The following is a 21,008-nucleotide window of genomic DNA, read 5'->3' on the forward strand; positions in this document are numbered from 1 at the left end:
AGGCCAACAAATGAACAAGATGACCCACGGCCGCGTTCCGCGTGGCCTCGTTTCCGTGCACGCCGATGGTGGCAGCCAGCCCGAGGTGAAGGCGCTGGTGGAGAGCCTGAACAAGGCATTCGCTGACTTCAAGGCCGAGCACAACAAGCAGTTGGACGAGATCAAGAAGGGCAATGCCGATGCACTGCAGGCCCTGAAGGTCGACAACATCAACGCCGATATCACGCGTCTGCAGGCTGCGGTCGACCAGGCCAACACCCAGATGGCCGCGTTCCAGATGGGCGGCGGTGGCGCCGCCAGCGACGTGGCCGATGCCGAGTACACCGAGTCGTTCCGTGCTCACTTCCGCAAGGGTGAAGTGCAGGCTGCCCTCAACAAGGGCGCGGCCGACGAAGGCGGCTACCTGGCACCGGTCGAATGGGACCGCTCGATCACCGACCGCCTGGTCATCGTCTCGGACATGCGACAGCTGGCCAACGTGCAGCCCTGCTCGGGTGCCGGCTTGACCAAGCTCTACAACACCGGCGGCACGTCCTCGGGCTGGGTCGGCGAAGAAGACGCCCGCCCGGAGACCGCGACCTCAAAGCTGCGCCCGCTCAGCTTTGGCTGGGGCGAGATCTACGCCAATCCGGCCGCAACCCAGCAGCTGCTGGACGATTCCGAGATCGACCTGGAGGCATGGCTGGCCGGCGAGGTCGAGCTGGAGTTCGCCAGGCAGGAAGGTGATGCGTTCTTCTCCGGCAATGGCGTCAACAAGCCGTTCGGCATCCTGACCTACGTGGAAGGTGGCGCCAACGCCGCCAAGCACCCGTTCGGCGCCATCAAGGCCGTGAACAGCGGTGTTGCAGCCGGCATCAATGGCGACAGCATCCTGGATCTGGTCTACGACCTGCCGTCCGCCTTCACCGCTGGCGCCAAGTTCGCGATGAACCGCAAGACCCAGGGCGTGGTGCGCAAGCTGAAGGACGCGCAGGGCAACTACCTGTGGCAGCCGTCGCTGGTAGCCGGTCAGCCGTCCACCCTGGCCGGCTTCGCCGTGCAGGACGTGGCGGCCACGCCGGACGTTGCGGCAAACGCGATTGCCGCGCTGTTCGGTGACTTCAAGCAGACCTACACCGTGTACGACCGCAAGGGCGTGCGTGTGCTGCGCGACCCGTACACCAACAAGCCCTACGTCATGTTCTACACGACCAAGCGTGTGGGCGGCGGTGTGCACAACCCGGAGCCGATGCGCGCCCTCAAGATCGCGGCTGCGGCCTGATCACCCACCCGTCGGGCGGCCTCGCGCCGCCCGGCTTCAATCCCGTGTTCGAGGAGCCGCAATGGCAAAGTTCATCAAGCCCTTCCGTGGGGTTCCGGAAGGCCAGATCTATCCCATCCAGTTCACTGCCGGCGATGACTGTCCGCCCGAGCTGGAGGCCGGTGCACTGTCGGTGGGCGCGCTGAGCCTGATCGCTGACGCCCCGCCGCCGCTGACGCTGTTGGGGTCCAGCCTGCAGCCGTCGCGTTTTGAGTTCGCCGACGGAAGCGAACTGTCGCTCGGCGATGTGGTCAGCAAGGCGCATGCGGCTTCGGGCCTGACGGTTGAAGCCTGGAACGAGCAGAGCGAAGAAGCCCGCGAGATGGCAATCGCTGAGACGGTGCAGGGCCTGATTGCCGAGACCGACGAGACCGCCAACAAGCAGCAGGCAGGCGGCGACAAGGCGGCCCTGATCGTCCAGCTGGAGGCGGCAGGGATTCCGTTCGATAAGCGCTGGGGTGCCGAAAAGCTGGCCGCAGCACTGGCCGAAGGGAAGAAGGACTGACATGCCCATCGTCTCGCTCGCACAGGCCCGCTCGCATGTGCGAGTCGAGGCCGACTACCCCGAAGAGCAGTTGCAGGCTGCGGTTTGCGGTGCTGTGGACGCAGCGCAGGCATACCTCAATCGTAGGATCTACGAGAGCTCGGACACGCTGGCTCAGGCGCGAGCCGGCTACCCAGCGGCGGTAAGGGCAGCGGCAATAGCGCGTGACCAGGCGCTGGCTGACGCAGTGTTCATCGAGAACCGAGAGGAGCGAACCGCGGCGATCCGCCTTGCCAACGTTGCTTTCGGCGAGGCCAGTGCAGAGGCGGAGGCCTGCATCCATGGCGTGGTCGTCAATCCCAGCATCGTCACGGCCGTACTGCTGACGATTGGTCATCTCTACGCGAACCGCTCCGACGTGGTTGTGGGCGCCCAAGCGGTAGAGCTTCCCAACGGCGCCAAGAGCCTCCTGCGCCCATATCGAAGGGTGATGATGCCATGACGCTTCAGGACGGCGATCTGCAGAATCGCATCCGCTTCGAGCGGAAGACCCCTGTGCGCGATCCGCTTGGCGGCCAAGACAAGCCGGTATGGGCTGAGGTTGTGTCCGTGTGGGCCAAGGCCACCAACAACCTTGCGGCCACCACCGAGGCTGTGGCTGCCGGCGCCGACCGCTACCGCGAGCAAGTCAGGTTCGATATTCGCCCGCGGCAAGTCGACCCTCAATGGCGGATCGTGTTCCGTGGTCGCGTGTTCGATATCAAGAGCATCGCGCCCAGTAACGACCGTAGCGAGATGGCAATCATCGCCGTAGCGGGGTTGACCAATGGCTGAGCAGGTATCGATTCAAGGCTTGGCCGGCTTGCTGCGATCGCTGCGGGAGGCGCCCAGGGCAGTGCAGGGAAGTGCGGTCCGAGCTGGTATGCGCAAGGGCGGCAATGTGATCCGGGACGATGCGAGGCGCCGTGCGCCGAAGGCGTCGGGGTTCTTGGCCAGCCAGATCATCACGCGACGAGCCAACGCGCAAAGCAGGTCCCGCGCAGGCGTGGGCAAGGACGGAGAGTACTTCACGGTGGGGGTAAAGTCCGGCCGCCGCCGCAAGTACGCCAACACCAAGCGCAACAAGCAACGAGGCCGGGCAGGGAAATCCTACGTTGACCGCGGCTGGGCCTACTACTGGCGGTTCCTCGAGTTCGGCACGAAGAAGCAGCGGGCTTCGCCGTTCTTGACTCCTGCCGGCGAAGCGAAGGGGCCCGAGGCGGCGCAGGTGATCATCGATGAGACCCGTGCTGCGCTCGACAAGCAGCTGAGGAAGGAGGGCTGGCGATGATGGTTCCCCTGATCCAATCGCTGCTGGAAGACGATGCGACGGTCCGGCAGGTGCTCGGCGACCCCGCCCGCTTGTTCCTGGGCAGCGCGCCCCAGGACACGCCGCTCCCGTACGCGACGTGGGAAGTTGTCGGTGGCTCGCCCACCGCGATGCTTTCTGAGCCGCCGCCGGCGGACGGCTGGCGGGTCCGCTTGACCGTTTGGGGCGAGAGCCTCAGCCAGGCCAACGGCGTTGCCGTCGCCATCCGGGATGTGATCGAGCGCGTGGGCAGCATCGAGTCGCACAACCCCACGCCCGACAGCGATGACACCGACGCAATGGGCATTTCATTCGACGTGCGGCTGCTGCAGCTGCGCTGATCCAGACAACGGCAATCCACCGGCCCCGCAAGGGGCTTTTTTCATGCCCGGCGACGGGCACAACGCAAGGAAACCCTTATGGGACAGGTACTCAAGTCGAAGCACACCCAGCTGTTCATCGCCATCGGCGCGGCGGAGGTCATCAAGGTGACCCGTGTCCGTTCGGTCGGCTTCCCTGATGGCCAAGCGTCGGAAATCGATATCTCGGACTTCGATGACGACTGGGATCAGTTCGTCGCTGGCCGCAAGGCGACCGGCAGCACGAGCATCGAGGTGATCTATGACTCCGTCGATTCCGAGGCGCTGGAGGAACTGCACCGCACTGGCGCGGTGGTCAACTTCCTGGTCACCGCGCCGGCCAGCGAAACGGCGGGCGCGGCCAAGCCGGTGGCGGTCGATGGTGTCATCACCCCGCCGACGACGGTTGTGTCGAAGCAGTTCAACGGCTTCGTGCAGAACTTCGCGGTGACGGTGGCCGACAACGATGTGTGGAAGGCCACGCTGACCATCCGTGGCTCCGGCGCAGTCGAAACGCACCGCCCGACGCCCTGACCGCAACAACGGCGCTCTCTCTTTCGGCCCGCTTCGGTGGGCCTTCTCTTTGGCAGGGCGCGCGGATCCTCCGCGTGTTAGCCGTGCGCGGCCCGCGCGCCCTGTCGCCATTCAAGGAAACGGCCAATGAGCAAGACCAACGACACTCCCGAAAACCAGCCGCAGCAGCGCTTGAGCATCCTGCAGTCGTTCACCAGCCTGGGCATGTTCGCTTCGAAGGATGTGCACGCCGACACGATCACCCTGCCCAATGGTGATAAGGCGCAGTTCCACGTGCGCGAGCTGCCGGATGTGGAGTTCCGCAAGCTGTGGAGTGAAGGCGACCGCGCCAAGCTGATCGCGGCGGCCATCTGCGACGAAGACGGCAAGCCCGTGATGAACGTGACCCAGGCCGCACAGCTGAAACCGCTGGTGGCGGCAGAGCTGCAGCGCGTTGCCATGAAGCATTCTGGCTTCGGCGAAGAGGCCGCTCAGGCCCAGGTCGACGCGGGAAACGACTAAGGCAGCGTGGCGAGGACTGGTTCTGGAAGGTCCTCGCCGGCCACCTGCACCGGCCGGTGTCGGAACTGCGGGCGACAATGTCGCGTCGCGAGTTCCTGGAATGGTGGGAGTTCCACAAGCGCAACCCCATCGACCCGGTCAGCCTGCACCTGAAGCCCGCTGCCTTCATCGCCTACATCACCGCTGCACACAGCCAAGGCGGCACCAAGCGTGGCATGCAGCACTACCTGGACGCCCTTGCGCCACGATCCGACGAGGACGAGGCAGAGGACTGGTTTGATTCTCTTGGATGACCCATGGCCGACACCTTCGGGCGCTTCGCTGCGCTTCCCATCGGACCGTTGCTCGCCGCCCGAGATGGGGGGCTCACCCTCGCAACGACGGCCGCGGCCGATCTCAACCGGTGCGCGCGATCAGACTTCGCTCTGATTGCCGGCGTTGTGGGCGTTGAATTCGCCTTGTGGGGCGATGACGACCTTTCCGCTGTGGTCGGGTTCGTCACGCCGGCTGCGCCACTGAACCAGGCACCGGGCACAAACGGGGAGGGCATCGGCTGGGAGCTGGCAACAGGCCGGCTGATCCAAGGCATCGGCGCCATCGCCACGGGCCTCCCGCTGGTGCAGCACGGCGATATCGTCGGGATGCGGGTGTCCTTCGGGAGCCCGTCCCGGCTGCACCTCTATCTCAACGGCTCGCTGGTCCACCAGCGCGACCTGCTGCTGGCCGGTCCGCTGCACTTTGCTGCATCCCTGGCTGCAACCAAGGCCGGCGGGCTGTGCCTGGCGGTGAACGCAGGACAGTGGGGGGCGAGGAGCGATGCGGCGGTCGCGGGGTGGAGGCTGGATCAGGCCCAGCCCACGGCGACACGGCTGGCCGATGCCGACTGGCTTTCTGCGCCTGGCGATAGCCCGGCAAACGCCCGCTATGAAGGGTTGGTCGCAGAGGGCGTGAACCTGGTGCAGGAACTGAGTTTCTGGCCGTGGGGCGGCGACCCCGTCTCGCAATCGGCAGCGGCAGAGTGCGTCGTGGCAGATGCCGAGGGCATGCTTGATGGGCTCGCGCTCTCAGGCGGCTCCGGTGCCTCGGTCCAGATCCTGATGGTTGACGAGACCGCCATGCTCGCCGATGCGGTTCCGGTGTTTCGTTGTGCCATCGACCAGATCGAGATCAACGACGACGGCAGCAAGAGCCTCCACCTGCGGGACGCGCACGACTATCTGGCCCAGCCCATCAACCGTGGCGTATTCCTGCCCAATGTCGCGTCACTGGCATGGAAGCCGCAGCCTGTAGTGATCGGCGCCGTCGCTAGCGTGCCGGCTGCCGGCGGCAATTCGGATGCCACCTCCATGTTCCTGGCCGATGGCCCGGTCTATGTCGATGCGGTCATGGACCGCGGCGACCTGATGGAGCCGGGGACGTTTGAAGTTGCGCCGGATCACCAGCAGCTGCTGATGAAGTCTCCACCGGTGATGCCCGTGGTGGTGGACCTGTCCAGCGTGGGTGCCGGCATGGCGCCCGCAACGCTGTCTGTGGCCGTCGCCGAGATCATGGGGCGTCTGGGCATGGGGGCGTGGTCGGCAGCGGACTGTGCGGCCGTGGACGCGGCCTCGGGTTACGCCGGGGTCGGGTACTACGCAGGAACCTCGATCACGGGCCGCGACGCGCTCAACGCGATCCTGCCCAGCTATGGAGCCGGGTGCTACCAGGATGCGACGGGGGTGCTGCGGTTCGTCCGGGTAGTGGCGCCGGAGAGCTACGAGGGCCTGCCGGCGTTCGAGCTTACCGACGACCATATGGCCAGCGACTTGGTGGGCGTACCGGATGAAGCGCCCAACCTGACCCGCCGCATGGCGTACAGGCCGAATGCCCAGGCCTTGGGTGCGTCGGACCTGGTCACAGACGTGGTCGACGTTCCGCAGGCGCGGCGTGATGAGCTGACTGCCTTGTATCGCGGCCAGGTGTTCGCGGCTGGGCCGCTGGACGCTCACTACCGCCGAGCCGAGGCGGCAGATCCCGTGATCTCGCTGTTCTGGCGAGCCGCCGACGCTCAGGCCGAAATCGACCGGGTGGTAGCCATCTACCAGCGGCAGCGCTTCTTCTACCAGGTAACCGTCCGCGGTGATCAGCAGCTTGCGCCGCTGCCCGGGCAGATCGGCCGGTTGTACTACGGCCGGTACGGCCTGGCCGACGGCAAACCGGTGCTGGTGCGCCGAGTTGAGAGAAACCCAGCCACGGGTGATGTGGTGCTGACCTTGTGGGGGTGAGAGAGTGCTTATCGGATATGGAATGCCGGCAGCGGTGACCGTGACGCTGGCCGGTGGAACATGGCTCAGCAGCGATCAGGGCGCCGCGCTGTTCGACGGCAAGCCGGGGCGCGCCAGCCGGATTCGACGGACGGGGGCCCTGTCCGTCACTGTGACGCTTGCCCAGGCTGTCGTGCCGGGAATAGTGGCGGTGCTGGGGCTGAACGTCCCGGCGGGCGTGGCGGTGCGCGCTGCGGGCGCCCTTGGCACAACCACGCGGCTCCCTGACGGAAGCGTGTGCGCATGGCTCTTTCCGCAGGCTTCGATGCCCGTTGCAACTGTGTCCGTGGAAATCGACACCACCGTGACCAACGTCGATATCGGCGAGATTGCCATCTTCCAAGCCGTGGACGTGGGTATCAGCGACGGCTGGGGTGTTGCCACGATCGACACCAGTACCCACACCAGGACGAAGGGCGGGCAGGTCAATACCGTGCCTGGCGCGCTCTACCGCAGGCTGACCTGCAACCTGTCCGGCCGGGCCACGGACGTTGTGCGCGGCGGCGGCTTGAACGGAACGGACTGGGAGACGATCGGCGCGGCGCTGGCTGGCCGTCGCCGCTCCTGCGTTGTGCCGCAGTACCGGGATATGGCGACCAAGGCATTTGATCCGCAGCTCGCGGCACGGTCTGCGCTCTACGGCTACCCGACGCAGTTGCCCACTTCCGAGAACATTAGCCGGCAGTACTTCTCGGGGTACATCGAGTTTGAGGAGGTTCCGGCATAGCCGTTTGTTGGGACCGAGGGAGAGTGCGAGAATCCGCAGGGAACACTGATGCGAGGATCGCAATGAGAAACCCAATGGCCCTTGCAACGGCCACCATCTTGCTGGCCTCCGGGATGCTCGTCGTGTCATGCGGCGGGATTTCGCCCGAGCAGCGTGCTTTCCGCGAGGCGAGCAAGAACTGTCAGCAATGGATCAAGGAGTCTGTCAAGAATCCATCATCTGCGAAGATCCCTGATCCAACTTCAGTCGGCCAGGCGAACGGTCAGATTGTCGTCCAGTGGACGCATGGAGATGGGTTAACGCTCATGAACGGATTCGGAGCAAACATCGACGCCAATGCGCGATGCACTATGTCACTGGATGGTCACTTCCTGAAGGAGCTGATGATCAATGACGAAGTGATTCGAAGACCCGCAAGCGAATGATCGATTGCTACTAGGAGCCGCCCACAAGGGCGGTTTTTTTTATCTCGGCCCGCCATGTGCGGGCTTTTTTTATGGACGACGGGATGAGCCTTTACACCCTTACCGTAGACCTGCTGCTGAAGTCCGGCTCCTTCGAACGAGACAGTGGGAAGGCCGCGCGTGTAGTTAAGCGCGACATGGAGTCCATTCAGTCGTCCATGTCGGAAGCTACCCGTCGTGGTGCCGATGAGGTCTCTGCGGGCTTTCGCCGTGTGGCGTTTGAAGCCGTAGGAATGACTTCGGCGCTGGCCGCTGTAAAGGCAGTTATCGGCAAAGCTGACGAATGGACCAACCTGAACAACCGACTTCGCCTGGTGACCAAGGACCAGGCGTCATTCGTTGCAGCGCAACAAGACGTTATCCAAGTCGCGAAAGCAACACGTCAGCCGTTGGGGGCAACTGCCGAGCTCTGCCAGCGCATCGCAATGAACCAGGACGCGCTGGGGCTGTCCGGCGCTGGCTTGGCGCGCGTCGTTGAGACGATCAGCAAGACACTTGTTATCAGTGGCAGCAGCGCCTCTGCTGCGGAGGGGGCTCTAGTTCAACTTGGCCAGGCGTTCGCATCTGGCGCATTGCGCGGCGAGGAGCTGAACTCGGTCCTGGAAGGCGCCCCAGCTCTCGCCCAGGAAATCGCCAGGGGGCTGAACGTCCCAATGGGCAAACTGCGCGAACTGGGGCAGGCTGGGAAGCTGACTGCGGATCAGGTCATTAATGCCCTTCAGCGCCAGGCGGGCGCCGTTGACGAAGCGTTCGGAAAGATGGACGCGACCGTGGGGCAGTCGCTGACGCTGCTCAATACCAACCTTTCGGAGATGATCGGCCGCGCGGATGACGCCACTGGCGCGTCCCAGGCTCTTGCTGCAGGCATTGGCATCCTCGGAAATAATCTCCAGACGGTAGCCGTTGCGTCCGCCGCACTTGCCTCTGGCCCCCTGGTGAAGGCGCTTCTCGCGCGAGTCGCGGCCGCCAACGCGGCGATGATCGCGGACAAGGCAGCTGCGGCTCAGAATCTTGCTGCTGCTCAGCAGCTTGAATTGCGCGCGCGGGCGGCCATGCTCGATGCGCAGGCCGAAGTCCGCCGAATGGAGGTAATCGGCGGCAGCGTATCTGTCAGCTCCAAGGCTGCAGCCGCGACGCTCGAGCACCGGCAGGCAACGCTGCTGCTCGCCCAGGCGCAGACCCAGTCGGCGGCTGCAAGCGCAAGCTGGGCCGCGAGGGCGGGAGCGTCCACCTTGGCAATGCTGGGTGGTCCTGCCGGCATCGTCACGATGCTGGCAACCGCTGCCGCTGGCTGGCTGATCTTCCGGGACAACACCAACACCGCTGCTGCAGCGTTGATCGACTTTGGTGGCGCTGCTGATACGGCCATCGAGAAATTCCGGGAGCTTAATCGACAGCAGCAGGCCGGCGAGATCCTGCGCTTGCAGAAGGAGATTGACGCCAACTATCGGACCATCACCGATTCGATCACCGAGATGGTGGCCGCCGCCACCAACTTTTCCACCGTCGCTCAAGCCTCTGATTTCATCAAGGAAACGGAGCGGCTGGACGCAGCGTTCAAGACAGGCAAGATTTCTGCCGATGACTTCGCTAGCGGGCTGGATGCCGCCTGGAAGGCAATGATCGACGGCTCGCCTGCCGCAGCCGCGGTGGCAAAGAGCCTGACGGAGGAAACCGCCGCCGCGGCCACCGCTGGCCGGGAGGTAGATCGTAAGCGGGCGATCTTGGAGGCGTTCACCGGGAGCAGCACCCAGGCCAAGAGCGCGACCGACGCCCTGTCGGGTTCGTTCAACGTTCTGGGCGATTCGGCCGGGGCTGCCGGCAAGCGCATCGCATCGGCGATGCAGTCGCTGCCTGGCCAGCTCGCGCGCGTAGGCAAGAGCGCGGGCGAAGTCGCAAAGCTGGATGTGTCCGACTGGTTCAAGGAAGCCCAGGCCGGCGGCGTGGACTTCTCCAAGCGCGACGACCCGAAGGTAAAGCAGTACATCGAACAGGGCGCGCAGTACATCCGGTTGCAGACCGAGCTGGCCGCCGCGCAGAAGAACTTCACCGAATCGCGTAAGGGTTCGGCTGCTGCTGAGCGTGCAGGCGCCAAGGACCGCAAGGCCGACGCGGAGGCGACCAAGCGTTACAACGAGCAGGCGGCGATGGCCGCCGCGACGATGGCTGGGCCGCTGGCTGAAGCCACCGAGCGCCAGAAGCAACTGGAGGACAAGCTCAAGGAGGCACTGAAGGAGGGGCGCATCGAGCGCGCGGCGTACAACACCCTGGTGCTGGAGTCGCAGAAGGCGCTGGAACTCTCAAGTGCTGAGGTCAACAAGGCACTGTCCAGCCCCGAAGCGCTGCTGGCGACCATGGACGCAGAGGTGGCCATGCTGGGCAAGGTCGGCCGCGCTCGCGAGCTGTCGCGCCGGCAGATGATGAACGAGCGCGACATGCGGCAGGAGCTGCAGAAGGCCGTGGAGGCCGCCGGGGGCAAGGAAGCACTCGCCCTTGCGAAGGGCGCGGAAAGCTATGAGGCCTACGAACGGTCAATGCTTGCCGCTGCCGACGCGTCCGCTGCGCTGTCGATCCAGGTGGAGGAAGCAGCGGCCAATGCCGAGGCTTGGGCGAATGTGGTCCTGGACGGCGTGGATGGTGTTGCCGATGCAATGGCCGATTTCGTGGCCAGTGGCTTGCGCGATTTCAACGGTCTGTGGGACGACCTGAAGGACGTAGCCAAGCAGGGACTGCGGGACATTGCCCGGGAGCTGCTGCAGCAGAAGCTGGTGATCCCCATCCAGACGAAGATCATGGAGGGGATCAGCGGCTGGGGCGGGCAGGGTGGTGGCTTCAGCCTGGACAGCCTCATGGGTCTATTCGGCGGCAACGGATCGGCCGCCGGTGGCAAGAACCTGAGCAACATCGCCGGCCTGCTGTCGAAGGGGCAGGGGTTGTTCAGCGCTGGCGCCGGTGCGGCTGGCGGTGGCATCAGCGCGGGGAGCCTCGCAGGGTTCGGCAACAACGTCGCAGCCTTTGCCGGTGGCGGCGCCTCTGCAGCGGGCGGAACCGCGGCAGCGGGTGCTGGTGCCGCTTCGACTGCTGCGGCAGCGGTGCCGATCATCGGCTGGATCGTTGCCGGCATGATGAAGAACGCCGAGTTGTTCGATCAGGGCTGGGACATTGCCAACGGCGAAAGCTGGGCCGGCAAGATCGCCACGGCCGGCGCCGTCGGACTGGCGGATAAGGGCTTCCGCGGCCTGGGCTTCAACGACAAGACGGCGTCCATCCTGTCGGGTTCCAGCATCCACGCCAAGTTGTTCGGCCGCAGCGCGCCCAAGGTGACCGGTCAGGGCATCACAGGCGATTACGGGTTCGGTGGCTTCAACGGTCAGTCCTATGCCGATATCAAGGCCAAGGGCGGCCTGTTCCGCTCGGACAAGAAGTGGACGCAGTACGGGGCGCTGGATCCGGGCATCGATCGCACTTTCGACATGGCGGCTCGCCAGGTGCGTGGCGCGGCCACTGACCTGGCCAAGCAGCTGGGCGTGGATCTCTCCGGCCAGCTGGCCGGGGTGAAGGTGTCGCTGGGCAAGCTGCAGCTGTCGGCGGATTCGGCAGAAGCGAAGTCGCAGCTGGAGGCCTATTTGGCCGACATGACGGATCGCCTGTTTACCGAGGCAGTGCGGGCGGCAGGGTTCGGGGGCCAGCTGGATGGCTACTTCGAAGCGTCGGATGTGTTCTCGGCCCTCAGTGCTTCCATTGCACTGGCCGTGGGCAATGCCGACGAGCTGGGCCGCGCCCTCAGCGGCATGGAGGTGGAGAAGGTCAACAAGGCCGTTGATTACTTCCAGGACCTGGCCAGCGTCGCCGGCACCGACTTGGCCACGCAGGTGCAGAAGGTGACGGGGCTGCTGGGCAACTACGCCACGCTGATGGCAGACGTTTCCACGCAGCTGATGACCGGCGACCTGTCGAGCTACCAGCAGCAGGCGCTGACCATTGAGCGCACCTACCGCCAGCAGGTGAAGTCGGCCAACGATTACGCCAAGGCGCTGGGCCTGTCCGGTGCGCGCGCTGAGGACTTGGCCAAGATCGAAGCCCTGCGGGCCATGAACATGGGCAAGTTGCAGGCGCAGATCGACAAGGACAAAAAGGCCATGCAGTACGGCCTGTCGATCAGTGACCTGTCGCCGCTGACGGATCAGGAGAAGCTGGGCGAGGCGATGAAGGAGCTGCAGCGGGCGGTGGCCGGTGGCGACACAAGCGCCGCGCAGTCGGCGGCCCAGGCGGCGCTGGGCTTCGGTCGGAACCTCTATGCCAGCGGTAAGGACTACAACGGCCTGTATGACCAGGTAACCGGCCTTATCGACGGCATGAAGGTGGGCGACCTGGGCAAGGAGGACGGCACGAGCATGGGCCAACTGGCCGATGCAATCGAAGCGCTGCCGGACAACTTCAGCCGGGCCGTGTTCGACCTGGTGGTGAACAAGGACGCGCAATCGCAGACCACCACAGCAGTGCAGCAGGGCAATGCGCTGCTCACCGAGCAGAACCAGCTGCTGCGGGATCTGCTTGCCACCACCACCCAAGGCGTCCGCACGTCCAGCAGCAGCGCGCTGCGCAACTCTCTCAACGCTGTATACGCGAGGTAATCCGCAATGCTGGCAAGGAAACTCACGCTGGTTGAAATCGGCGTGGGCGCGCTGCCGTCCCCGTCTCCGGCGGCACCGCGCTACTCGACCTGGTTCCCGGTGGCCTATCGGCCGCCGGAGGTGCCGCCGGTGGACGGGGTTGTCCCCAACCCCGTGGCCGATGGTGTGCTGATCGAATGGAACCCGGTCGACCAGGCCGGGGTGATCTACGTGATCGAACGCGGGCCGAGCCCGCAGGGGCCTTGGACGGAGATTTACCGCACCGTCGAAACCCGCTACCTCTACAGCGACGGCAGCGGCACGAAGTGGTGGTTTCGGATCACCCCGACAGTGCGCGGCAAGCCGGGCTCGGGTTCGGTGGTGGAGGCTACGCCATCGCCGACCACGAGCGACCTGATCGAGCAGCAGCAGCGGTTGACCAAGGAGATTGCCGACCGCATCGAGGCGGATGCAATGGAGGCCGCCGCCCGGGCCGATGGCCTGGCCGACGCTGCGCGCGATCTGATGGCCGAGGCAGCGCTGCGGCAGCAGGGCGTATCGGACGCCATGGAAGCAATCACCCAGGAGGCGCAACACCGAGCAGACGGCGACCTCAACGAGCGACTGGCGCGCGAGGCCGCCATCACGTTGGAGGCCGAGACCCGACAGAGCGACGTTGAATCGCTGTCGCGCGCGCTGTCGGAGATCGTGGCCGGCAGCGGCACGCAGTTCGATAGCCGGAAAATCTGGTACTTCGACACGACGGCCGAGGGCTGGACCGGCAACGGGTCCGATCCCACTGTGATCGACGGCTGGCTGCGGCCGGCCAATGGCACCGAGGCGCCATGGGTGCAGTCGCCGCCGGCGCTGGAGATCGACGGCAGCGCCTATCGCTTCGCCAAGCTGCGTGTAAAGCGAGTAGGCACGCCGGTGTGGAATGGCTACCTGCAGTGGATCACGGCCGAGGACCAGAACTGGGACGTGGACAAGCGGGCGCAGATCCCCCAGCCCCTGTGGGATGACCATGGCGTGGCCACGGTCGACGTGGCGGACATTGCCTGGTGGCCGGGCGAGGTGGATGCGGTCCGCCTGCAGTTCGGCGATGAGCAGGCGGTGGCCAACTACTTCCTGGTGGATTGGGTGGCAATCGGCCGGCCGACACCGGGTGCCGGCGTGGCGCTGGTACAGGAGGAGGCGCGGGCGCGGGTTGCGGGCGATGTTGCCGAGGCCAGCAAGCGGGAGACGTTGGCCGCCCAGCTTCGTGGTGACTATGAAGGGACGGATCTGTCCCAGGTTGCAACCGGCCTGTTTGCGGCCGAGCGGGACGCGCGCGTAAGTGCCGATGAGGCCTCGGCAACGGCTATCGAGATCCTGCAGGCGCGCATGCCGATGGGTGATGGGCCGCTGGCCACCGAGGCGAGCGTAACGGAGGAGCGCCAGGCGCGCGCTGATGGTGATAGCGCCAACGCTGAGGCCATCGGCCGGGTATCGGCGAGGATGCCCGCAGGAGACGGCGCCGTGGCTTCTGCGGAGGCGCTGGATGCCGTCTCCGCGCGGGTGGAGGACACAGAGGACGGTGTCCGGGCTGTCGGCGACAGAACGTCATCGCTCGAAGCCCAGATGACGTACAAGCACGCCGGCGACCGCGACTGGAATGCGGGAGACCGGAAGGTATACGCGGGCGTCAAGACCTGGCAGTCGGTCATCGCGCAAGGCGATAGGGCCAATGCCAAGCAGGTGGAATCGGTGCGCGCCGAGTTGGGCGAATTCGAGGCCAGTGCAACCAGGTCAATCGAGGTCATCGCCACCGAGCAGGCGGCCCAGGCGGTACAGGTCCAGCACCTCGGGGTCGAGCTGGATGGCAAGGCCTCAGCCGATTACGTCGAGGAGATCAGCGCCAGGGTCGAGGTGACCGAGCAGGGCATCGAAGCGGTCACCGGCCAGCTGACTTCAGTCAAGGCCGAGGTGGACGGCAAGGCCAGCGCACAAGTAGTTCAAGGCATGGAAGCCAGGGTGGTGCAGACCGAGGGTGGTCTGGCGCAAGTGATGGCCAAGGCGTTCCTGCACCTGATCGCGGACGCCGGCGGTGGTCCGCTGGTGGGCGGCATGGAGCTGGGCAACGACGGCAATGTGGTCAGTCTGCGATTCCTGACCAACAGCATGGAGATCGTCGCGCCCAATGGCGCCTCCGAAGGCATGGAGTGGCGCAACGGCTACCTGCGCGTCTGGAAGGGGGCGGCGCAGCGAATCATCGGCCCTGGCTTCGGTGCCAACGGTGACAACCTGATCGACTACTTCGGCCCGAACGTTGGCGCCGCCGCCGCATCGAAGACCAACGCCATGATGTGGATGGACGCGAACGGCAGTGCCTACTTCGGCGGCCAGTTGTCGGCCGGCATTTTGCGCAACGCGGTTCAGACCACGACCACGCAGACCATCGGTACTGAGCTGGTCAACGGTCCATTCGCAACCAACGGCCGCGTGCGCACGGTGACTGTCAGTTTCACCCGGCGTCATGAGCGGGTTCAGACCACGCTGGGGCCGTCGGGCTTCGTGGCCGGAGCCGGGCAGAACACGGCACGCGTCGATATCTACCGCAAGATCGGCAACAACGCCGAAACGCTGTGGCAGGTGCTGAACGTTGGGGGCTCGGTGAACATCATGAACGAGCCGGATGGGGCTGATCGCGCTGTGTCCAACTGGGGTGGTTCGTTCACCGTCAATGACACCAGCCCCAGCTCGGAAACGATGCAGTACCGCGCCGTTATCTCCGGGTTCACCGCCCAGGACGTGACCCACACATCCGGCACCTTCCAGCAGCAAACCATCACTCAAAGTCTCGCGGTGATCTCGGTCGAGAACTGAAACAGCCCATTGCGCAGGCCGGCGGGTCCGGCCTGCTTTGCCGTGGGCAATTCCAACAGGAAACACACATGCCGCAGAAAATCATCGATCAAACGACCATCCAGCCAGATGGTAGTCCAGGCGACGACGCCTTTACCGCGTTCGCGATCTGCAACGACAACTTTGAGGATACCGAGGCACGCCTGGTGTTGCTGGAGTCCGGCGGCGGGGAGATAGGCGGGCGCCTGGACGACGAAATCGCCGCGCGCACAGCAGCAGATGCCGCACTCGGTGCCCGCATTGATGCAGACCATTCCCTTATCACGCAGGAAACCGCTGATCGCATCGCGGCAGTGCAGGCTGAGACAACAGCGCGTACCAATGCTGATACTGCGCTGTCGGCGCGCATCCTCGGCAAGAATCGCATCATCAATGGCAACTTCGACATTTACCAGCGCGGCAACCCTGGCACCATCACCAATACCGCTGCATACACGGCTGACCGCTGGATCTGTTCGTCGGCAGGCGCCGGGGTTACAAGCAATTGGGGACTCGGCGGGACCACCCCGGGTGAGATCCCTGATTCCGTTCGATTCCTCGGCTTCAATGTGGTGTCGGGCGTCACGTCAGCGTGGGTGGGCCAATGGATTGAAGGGGTGCATACGTTCGCAGGCGAAAAGGCCACGGTATCTTTTTGGATGCGTAGTGGTGTGGCTGGCAAGAAAGTGGGTCTGCTGATCCAACAGCATTTTGGCGTTGGCGGTTCTACGATGGTCGAGGTGCAAGCTAGCTCCGTCATCACCCTCACGACGAAGTTCACAAAGTACACGGTCACCTTTGACGTGCCTTCAATTGCCGGTAAGTCTGTGGGTGGCAACAACGCTTTGCTGCTGACGTTCTTCTACGCTGATGACAGGCCCGCTCTGTTTGGCGGTCAGCTTGTCGGACAAACCGGACTGTTTGAATTGGCGCAGGTGCAAATGGAAAAAGGTGACAAGGCGACCGATTTTGAATGGCGTCCAGTAGGGCACGAACTGCAACTGTGTCAGCGTTACTATTGCAAGTCTTACGCTTTGCCGACCAAGGCAGGAACGCCCAACAGCGACTCGGGACGGATTGCTACGGGGCTTCAAATCAGCGGGACCAACTCGCCAAGTTTTAGCGCATATGCGTTGCGATTCCCGGTTGGCATGCGAACGTCTCCGGCTGTCACCGTGTATGGCGCTGTATCCGGCAACCCGAACAAGGTCACAATGTCAGACAACGCAGACAGCAGCGGCGTGCCCACTGTTCGTGGGTTGAGTGAGGGCGGCTGCGAAATCAATTGGGTGAACAACCCTGGCACGTTCGGCGGCTGGTTCCACTTCACTGCAGACGCGGAGATCTAACGTGTACCAACTGACCGAAAATCCTGACGTGATCTTGTGCGTTGACACGGGTGCAAACATCCCGCGCGGCCACTGGATGTGGGTCGACTACCAGCGCTGGCTGGACGATGGCAACACGCCGCTGCCGTTGGTGCCGCTCAAGTCGCTGACCGAAGTCAAAGAGGATCTGCTGGCGGCTGCCACTGCAGAACGCTGGAACCGCGAGACTGGCGGTATCGTTCTGGGCGGCGTGCAGGTTGGCACCACGCTTGACGACCAGAACCGCCTGAGCGGCGTTCTGTCGGCCATCCAGCTGGGTGGGCTGGAATCGGTGGACTTCAAGGCGCAAAGCGGCTGGGTGCAGCTGACGGCGGCCGAACTGCAAGGTATCGCTCTGGCGATCAGCGCCCACGTGCAGGCCTGCTTCACCGCCGAGCGCGCGCACCATGAGGCAATCGAGCAGCTGCAGACGCAGGCTGACGTGGACGCCTACGACGTGATGGCGGGCTGGCCGCCGGGATCCGGCCTCGGACACGAAAGCCCCCCTGTCGCTGGATTGGGCACGGACTGACTCCTGCCGCACCCATCACGCTGCCACAACGCGGCCTGCGGCCAGATTGCGGCCATGTGCTATTCCGCCCAGATCGAAGCCGCCTACCAGAAGCTGGTCCGCATGACCGGCGCCACCGTGTCGCTGCAGGAGTTCGCCGCGCTCTACGCGCACGACCCGGGCAAGAAGCGGCCTAAGACCCCGAAGGCGATGGATGATGCGTTCCGCGCCGGCACTAGCGCGGCAGAGCGGGCGGTGTGGGCAGAGATCCAGCAGTGGAACCAGGCCGAAGCCGCCATCCTTGAGCAGGAGCTTTTCGCCAATCGGAAGCGCCTGGCTGATGCGGAGCGATCGCTGCAGGCCAAGGAGACGAAGAAGGCCCGGGAAGACGTGCGCATCGCCGGCAACAAGATCGAACGCGCCATGGGCAAGCTGGGCGACCTGAAGCGGTCCGAAGGCAAGGACCGGGACAGCAGGATCTTCCCTGGCGTGTATGCTCCGGTCATCGTCTCCGAGGGCGGCAAGCTGACGATCAAGCCGATGCGCTATCAGTGCCGCCTGGCGGGGAAGCCGGCCAACTACGATCAGCGCTTCCCGGGCACGTACAACGCCAGGCGCGACAGCCTGGAGAAGTTCTGGGCGCCGGCCTTCGGCCATACCCACGGCTTGATGGTGGTCGACACCTTCTACGAGAACGTTGAGGGGCCGGACGGCAAGAACCAGGTGGTGCAGTTCACCCCGCGCACGCGCGAGCCGATGCTGGTGGCCTGCCTGTGGTCGCATTGGGTGGATCCGGCGGGGAAGGAGCCGGATCTACTGTCGTTCGCGGCCATCACCGACGACCCGGAACCCGAGGTGGCCGCAGCCGGCCACGACCGGACGATCATCAACATCAAGCCCGAGCACGTCGACAGCTGGCTGAACCCGGATTCTGCCGACCTGGCTGCGCTGTACCGGATCTTTGACGACAAGCGGCACCCGTTCTACGAGCACCGGCTGGCCGCCTAGGCGAAACCTGAGCGAGCGTCGCGCGGTTCCCTGATGGCGTTGGCGGGGTAGGGCGGCGATGCTGGTCTCGCCGGATCCGGGGCCGCAGGCCGCTCAACCCGGAGGCGCCTGAGCAGCGCCGTGCCGGCACCAATTTCGCATGGCTTAGACAGAGGGAGCTCGACAGTCTCAGCTAACGAGACTCCTGGATGTTAGTATTGATGCTAATGAAGGCATGTTGCCGCATTCATAGAGTTGGCTTAACGTTCAAGTCTGCGCAACTGCTCAGACACCGGACGTCGCGATGGCCGTACCCAATTGGAACGCAGCAGGGCTTCTGCCTCCTGTCGATCTAAAGGATCCTGTCTCCAACGTGCGCTCGCCCTATCAGGTGAGCGTGTTGGATGTAGTCCATGAGCTAGCAACAACAGCAGAACGTCGATCGATTATCGAAGGCTTTCTGCAGTATCGCGCTGGCTTGCACGCTTTAGGCTTTACTTCTGGATTTCAGTGGGTGAACGGAAGTTTCTGCACGGATGTGGAGACGCTTGAGGGACGTCCGCCAGGCGACATCGACGTGGTCACGTTCTTCTTTTCTCCTCCGACTATGAGTCGCGCCGAGCGCGTTCTGCTTGTGCAGGATAACCCGCAGCTTTTCGTTAACGAGATTGCGAAGGAACATTTCCGATGCGATGCGTACATGGTCGATCTCTCAGTTGCCACACCGGATCGAGTCGCTGATAGAGCTGCCTACTGGTCGAGTGTCTGGGGCCATACGCGCGGCGGAGTCTGGAAAGGATTTTTGCAGATCCCGTTGTCCCCCGAATTCGACGAGCATGCGATAGAGATGCTCAATGTCAACGAGGTGGCCGCGTGAGAGCGTTCGAGCTTGCTTCTCTGAAGAGCGAAATCGAAGAGGTCAACCGACTGCTGCGATCCGTTGATCCGGATGATGTTTTCACGCAAGTCGGATTGGAGCGGCGTCTGGCATCGCTGAGGACCCGGCTTGAGGCCAATCAAGGCAATCACTTCCAGTCGCGTCTTACCTTCAAGGGAGGACCGGTTGTCGGTAGTTACGGGATTTCCGCCTCGTTTGGTGCCAAAGCCATGTCGGCATTCTCAGATGCGGTTTCGGCGGTAGGGGCTTCGCTGAGAGGAGTTCTGGCCGACCACGGCCCACTTCCTGATCGGCCGGATTTTGAGATGCTCATAACGGGAACCGCCGTTGGATCGTTCGGATTTGAGCTTGAGAGCCGAAACCGTGAGCTCGTTGAAGGCGGAACGGTCCAGGAGGCAGTGGACCGAGCTCAAAAGCTCCTCGAGGCATCTTCGGTTGAAGAGGACGATGCACTGGCTGAGGCCGTTGTAGACCTTGATAGGCGCGCTATTGCGAAAGTCCGTGCCTTCGCTGAGGTGTTAATGCAGAGTGGGGCGCTATGCACACTCGCGACCGCACAGCGGACCTTCAGTTTCGGCAGTCACCTTGAGGTCGTTCGCAGCGTTACGCGGCTGGAGGACGACAACATAGCTGAAGAAGAAGATACGCTCGAAGGGGTGCTCATTGGTGTGTTGCCTGTTACGCGATCTTTCGAGTTGCGGTTACCTGATGGCGAAGTTGTCCGAGGTAAGGTCGATCGTTCGGTAGGGGAGCTCGAAACGTTGTTCGGTCAGGGAAATCGCAGGTGCAGCGTTCGCGCGAGAATTACCCGGGTTGGTGATGGCCGCCCGAAGTATCTCTTCATAGGGCGTCCGGAATTTCTCGATGGTCCCGGAATTCTAGGCGGCGGGAGCTGAAAGCCCTAATCGTTAAGGCTTGAAGTGTTAAGAATCGCAGCGTGTGAGACTGCAGGCCGTATTCTTCCGTCCATGTTGCCCTCGCATGGTTACCAAGGCTTCAGTGCCGCCCCGATCCCCTCTGGCTGGGTCCAGACGGGTGAGCGCTGGGCGCTCTGGTACAACGGCCGGGAGACGGCCAGCATCACCCCTGATGGCCGCCCAGGTGTCCGTCTGTGGATGGAAGGCCAGAAGTTCTGGCACGTGAAGGAAGTACGCGCGGCCAACGTCCGGCAGGCGAAGCGCTTCGCCGAGCGCTGGTGCGCCGCCAGGCTCTACCCCGACATGCCTCTGCGTGAAGCCGTCGCCCGGCTGACAGACAGCACCCCGATTCAGCCGCCGCCGCCGATGCCCGGCCTGCCGCCGACCCGCGAGCAGCAGCAACAGGCTCGCCGCCTGGCCGAGGCCGGGACGAGGGAACTGGAGCGGGTCAAGGAAGCGCTCCAGCCGCGCAAGCCGCCGGCGGAGACCAAGCCCAGGGCGAAGGATCCGAAGAAGGCTTGGATCAGGGCAGGAATCGCCCGATTCGTGTAGTCAATTCCGCTCCGCAATCGCCGAAGGAACGTAATTTCCATCGGGGAAACGGCACGCCCTACGCGCCTGATTGCGGAGCGAAAACAGAGCCTATCTCATTGTTTAATAAGGGTGTCCCGCAGAGCTTCCCAAGCTACTGACGAGGGTTCGATTCCCTTCGCCCGCTCCAGCATCCAGACCCCGGAAGCGGCATTGTCGCTTCCGGGGTTTTTCGTTTGCGCACGGCATGCAGATTCAAACAATCCGCATGTCCGGCCGCT

General features: G+C 64.1%; 20 protein-coding genes. All 20 read left to right on the forward strand.

The window, feature by feature from the left end; translation table 11 throughout:
* Window positions 1–10 precede the first annotated feature (10 nt).
* The 20 genes from ACFX4F_RS00435 (at window position 11) to ACFX4F_RS00530 (ending at window position 20,748) form a co-directional block, all read left to right on the forward strand.
* Window positions 11–1,261, forward strand: coding sequence for a phage major capsid protein (locus ACFX4F_RS00435; RefSeq protein ID WP_380651130.1), 1,251 nt, complete (start codon window positions 11–13; stop codon window positions 1,259–1,261).
* Window positions 1,262–1,322: 61 nt separating this feature from the next.
* On the forward strand, window positions 1,323–1,805 hold the full coding sequence (locus tag ACFX4F_RS00440; protein WP_380651133.1) for a hypothetical protein: 483 nt from the start codon (window positions 1,323–1,325) through the stop codon (window positions 1,803–1,805).
* Between the two features lies 1 nt (window position 1,806).
* Window positions 1,807–2,286 carry a head-tail connector protein gene (locus tag ACFX4F_RS00445; protein ID WP_380651136.1) on the forward strand — a complete coding sequence of 160 codons (480 nt, stop codon included), beginning with the start codon at window positions 1,807–1,809 and terminating at the stop codon, window positions 2,284–2,286.
* Entirely contained in the window at window positions 2,283–2,618 is a 336-nt protein-coding gene (locus ACFX4F_RS00450) for a phage head closure protein (RefSeq protein WP_117310041.1), read from the forward strand. Before ACFX4F_RS00445 ends, ACFX4F_RS00450 begins: the two co-directional genes overlap by 4 nt.
* The gene (locus ACFX4F_RS00455) at window positions 2,611–3,114 is read left to right on the forward strand and encodes an HK97-gp10 family putative phage morphogenesis protein (protein ID WP_380651139.1); all 504 of its coding nucleotides are present in this window, start codon (window positions 2,611–2,613) and stop codon (window positions 3,112–3,114) included. The genes ACFX4F_RS00450 and ACFX4F_RS00455 overlap by 8 nt, the downstream gene beginning before the upstream one ends.
* A complete protein-coding gene (locus ACFX4F_RS00460; RefSeq protein WP_380651142.1) occupies window positions 3,111–3,473 on the forward strand; it encodes a DUF3168 domain-containing protein in 363 nt (120 codons plus the stop codon). The genes ACFX4F_RS00455 and ACFX4F_RS00460 overlap by 4 nt, the downstream gene beginning before the upstream one ends.
* A gap of 78 nt (window positions 3,474–3,551) precedes the next feature.
* On the forward strand, window positions 3,552–4,025 hold the full coding sequence (locus ACFX4F_RS00465; protein ID WP_312400987.1) for a hypothetical protein: 474 nt from the start codon (window positions 3,552–3,554) through the stop codon (window positions 4,023–4,025).
* Window positions 4,026–4,151: 126 nt separating this feature from the next.
* A complete protein-coding gene (locus ACFX4F_RS00470; protein WP_380651145.1) occupies window positions 4,152–4,526 on the forward strand; it encodes a hypothetical protein in 375 nt (124 codons plus the stop codon).
* A 77-nt stretch (window positions 4,527–4,603) separates the two neighbouring features.
* On the forward strand, window positions 4,604–4,819 hold the full coding sequence (locus ACFX4F_RS00475; RefSeq protein ID WP_197649754.1) for a hypothetical protein: 216 nt from the start codon (window positions 4,604–4,606) through the stop codon (window positions 4,817–4,819).
* A 3-nt stretch (window positions 4,820–4,822) separates the two neighbouring features.
* Window positions 4,823–6,790, forward strand: a complete 1,968-nt coding sequence (locus tag ACFX4F_RS00480; RefSeq protein WP_380651148.1) for a hypothetical protein — start codon at window positions 4,823–4,825, stop codon at window positions 6,788–6,790.
* Window positions 6,791–6,824: 34 nt separating this feature from the next.
* Window positions 6,825–7,556, forward strand: a complete 732-nt coding sequence (locus ACFX4F_RS00485) for a hypothetical protein (RefSeq protein ID WP_380651151.1) — start codon at window positions 6,825–6,827, stop codon at window positions 7,554–7,556.
* 74 nt (window positions 7,557–7,630) lie between these two features.
* Window positions 7,631–7,981, forward strand: coding sequence for a hypothetical protein (locus ACFX4F_RS00490; RefSeq protein WP_380651154.1), 351 nt, complete (start codon window positions 7,631–7,633; stop codon window positions 7,979–7,981).
* A gap of 83 nt (window positions 7,982–8,064) precedes the next feature.
* A complete protein-coding gene (locus ACFX4F_RS00495) occupies window positions 8,065–12,654 on the forward strand; it encodes a tape measure protein (RefSeq protein ID WP_380651157.1) in 4,590 nt (1,529 codons plus the stop codon).
* A 6-nt stretch (window positions 12,655–12,660) separates the two neighbouring features.
* Complete coding sequence (locus tag ACFX4F_RS00500; RefSeq protein WP_380651160.1) at window positions 12,661–15,498, forward strand: hypothetical protein; 2,838 nt, start codon at window positions 12,661–12,663, stop codon at window positions 15,496–15,498.
* A 68-nt stretch (window positions 15,499–15,566) separates the two neighbouring features.
* Window positions 15,567–16,865 (forward strand): hypothetical protein, encoded by a 1,299-nt coding sequence (locus ACFX4F_RS00505; RefSeq protein WP_380651163.1) that lies wholly within the window; start codon window positions 15,567–15,569, stop codon window positions 16,863–16,865.
* A 28-nt stretch (window positions 16,866–16,893) separates the two neighbouring features.
* Window positions 16,894–17,415: a DUF4376 domain-containing protein gene (locus ACFX4F_RS00510; protein WP_380651165.1), complete on the forward strand. Its 522-nt coding sequence runs from the start codon at window positions 16,894–16,896 to the stop codon at window positions 17,413–17,415.
* A gap of 54 nt (window positions 17,416–17,469) precedes the next feature.
* A complete protein-coding gene (locus ACFX4F_RS00515) occupies window positions 17,470–18,402 on the forward strand; it encodes an SOS response-associated peptidase family protein (protein WP_380651168.1) in 933 nt (310 codons plus the stop codon).
* 283 nt (window positions 18,403–18,685) lie between these two features.
* A complete protein-coding gene (locus ACFX4F_RS00520; RefSeq protein WP_380651171.1) occupies window positions 18,686–19,258 on the forward strand; it encodes a DUF6932 family protein in 573 nt (190 codons plus the stop codon).
* On the forward strand, window positions 19,255–20,175 hold the full coding sequence (locus tag ACFX4F_RS00525; RefSeq protein WP_380651174.1) for a hypothetical protein: 921 nt from the start codon (window positions 19,255–19,257) through the stop codon (window positions 20,173–20,175). The genes ACFX4F_RS00520 and ACFX4F_RS00525 overlap by 4 nt, the downstream gene beginning before the upstream one ends.
* A 72-nt stretch (window positions 20,176–20,247) precedes the next feature.
* Window positions 20,248–20,748 (forward strand): hypothetical protein, encoded by a 501-nt coding sequence (locus ACFX4F_RS00530; protein WP_380651176.1) that lies wholly within the window; start codon window positions 20,248–20,250, stop codon window positions 20,746–20,748.
* Window positions 20,749–21,008: the final 260 nt, after the last annotated feature.

This window comes from Stenotrophomonas sp. YIM B13575 (assembly GCF_042787595.1).
Lineage (GTDB): Bacteria > Pseudomonadota > Gammaproteobacteria > Xanthomonadales > Xanthomonadaceae > Stenotrophomonas > Stenotrophomonas lactitubi_B.

Excerpts from the sequence above, each read along its gene's own strand:
- ACFX4F_RS00480 (WP_380651148.1), top strand. The coding sequence starts at position 4,823 with ATGGCCGACACCTTCGGGCGCTTCGCTGCGCTTCCCATCGGACCGTTG.
- ACFX4F_RS00520 (WP_380651171.1), top strand. The coding sequence starts at position 18,686 with ATGGCCGTACCCAATTGGAACGCAGCAGGGCTTCTGCCTCCTGTCGAT.
- ACFX4F_RS00515 (WP_380651168.1), top strand. The coding sequence starts at position 17,470 with ATGTGCTATTCCGCCCAGATCGAAGCCGCCTACCAGAAGCTGGTCCGC.
- ACFX4F_RS00465 (WP_312400987.1), top strand. The coding sequence starts at position 3,552 with ATGGGACAGGTACTCAAGTCGAAGCACACCCAGCTGTTCATCGCCATC.
- ACFX4F_RS00530 (WP_380651176.1), top strand. The coding sequence starts at position 20,248 with ATGTTGCCCTCGCATGGTTACCAAGGCTTCAGTGCCGCCCCGATCCCC.
- ACFX4F_RS00505 (WP_380651163.1), top strand. The coding sequence starts at position 15,567 with ATGCCGCAGAAAATCATCGATCAAACGACCATCCAGCCAGATGGTAGT.
- ACFX4F_RS00450 (WP_117310041.1), top strand. The coding sequence starts at position 2,283 with ATGACGCTTCAGGACGGCGATCTGCAGAATCGCATCCGCTTCGAGCGG.
- ACFX4F_RS00435 (WP_380651130.1), top strand. The coding sequence starts at position 11 with ATGAACAAGATGACCCACGGCCGCGTTCCGCGTGGCCTCGTTTCCGTG.
- ACFX4F_RS00500 (WP_380651160.1), top strand. The coding sequence starts at position 12,661 with ATGCTGGCAAGGAAACTCACGCTGGTTGAAATCGGCGTGGGCGCGCTG.
- ACFX4F_RS00455 (WP_380651139.1), top strand. The coding sequence starts at position 2,611 with ATGGCTGAGCAGGTATCGATTCAAGGCTTGGCCGGCTTGCTGCGATCG.
- ACFX4F_RS00490 (WP_380651154.1), top strand. The coding sequence starts at position 7,631 with ATGGCCCTTGCAACGGCCACCATCTTGCTGGCCTCCGGGATGCTCGTC.
- ACFX4F_RS00475 (WP_197649754.1), top strand. The coding sequence starts at position 4,604 with ATGTCGCGTCGCGAGTTCCTGGAATGGTGGGAGTTCCACAAGCGCAAC.
- ACFX4F_RS00445 (WP_380651136.1), top strand. The coding sequence starts at position 1,807 with ATGCCCATCGTCTCGCTCGCACAGGCCCGCTCGCATGTGCGAGTCGAG.
- ACFX4F_RS00495 (WP_380651157.1), top strand. The coding sequence starts at position 8,065 with ATGAGCCTTTACACCCTTACCGTAGACCTGCTGCTGAAGTCCGGCTCC.
- ACFX4F_RS00440 (WP_380651133.1), top strand. The coding sequence starts at position 1,323 with ATGGCAAAGTTCATCAAGCCCTTCCGTGGGGTTCCGGAAGGCCAGATC.
- ACFX4F_RS00460 (WP_380651142.1), top strand. The coding sequence starts at position 3,111 with ATGATGGTTCCCCTGATCCAATCGCTGCTGGAAGACGATGCGACGGTC.
- ACFX4F_RS00470 (WP_380651145.1), top strand. The coding sequence starts at position 4,152 with ATGAGCAAGACCAACGACACTCCCGAAAACCAGCCGCAGCAGCGCTTG.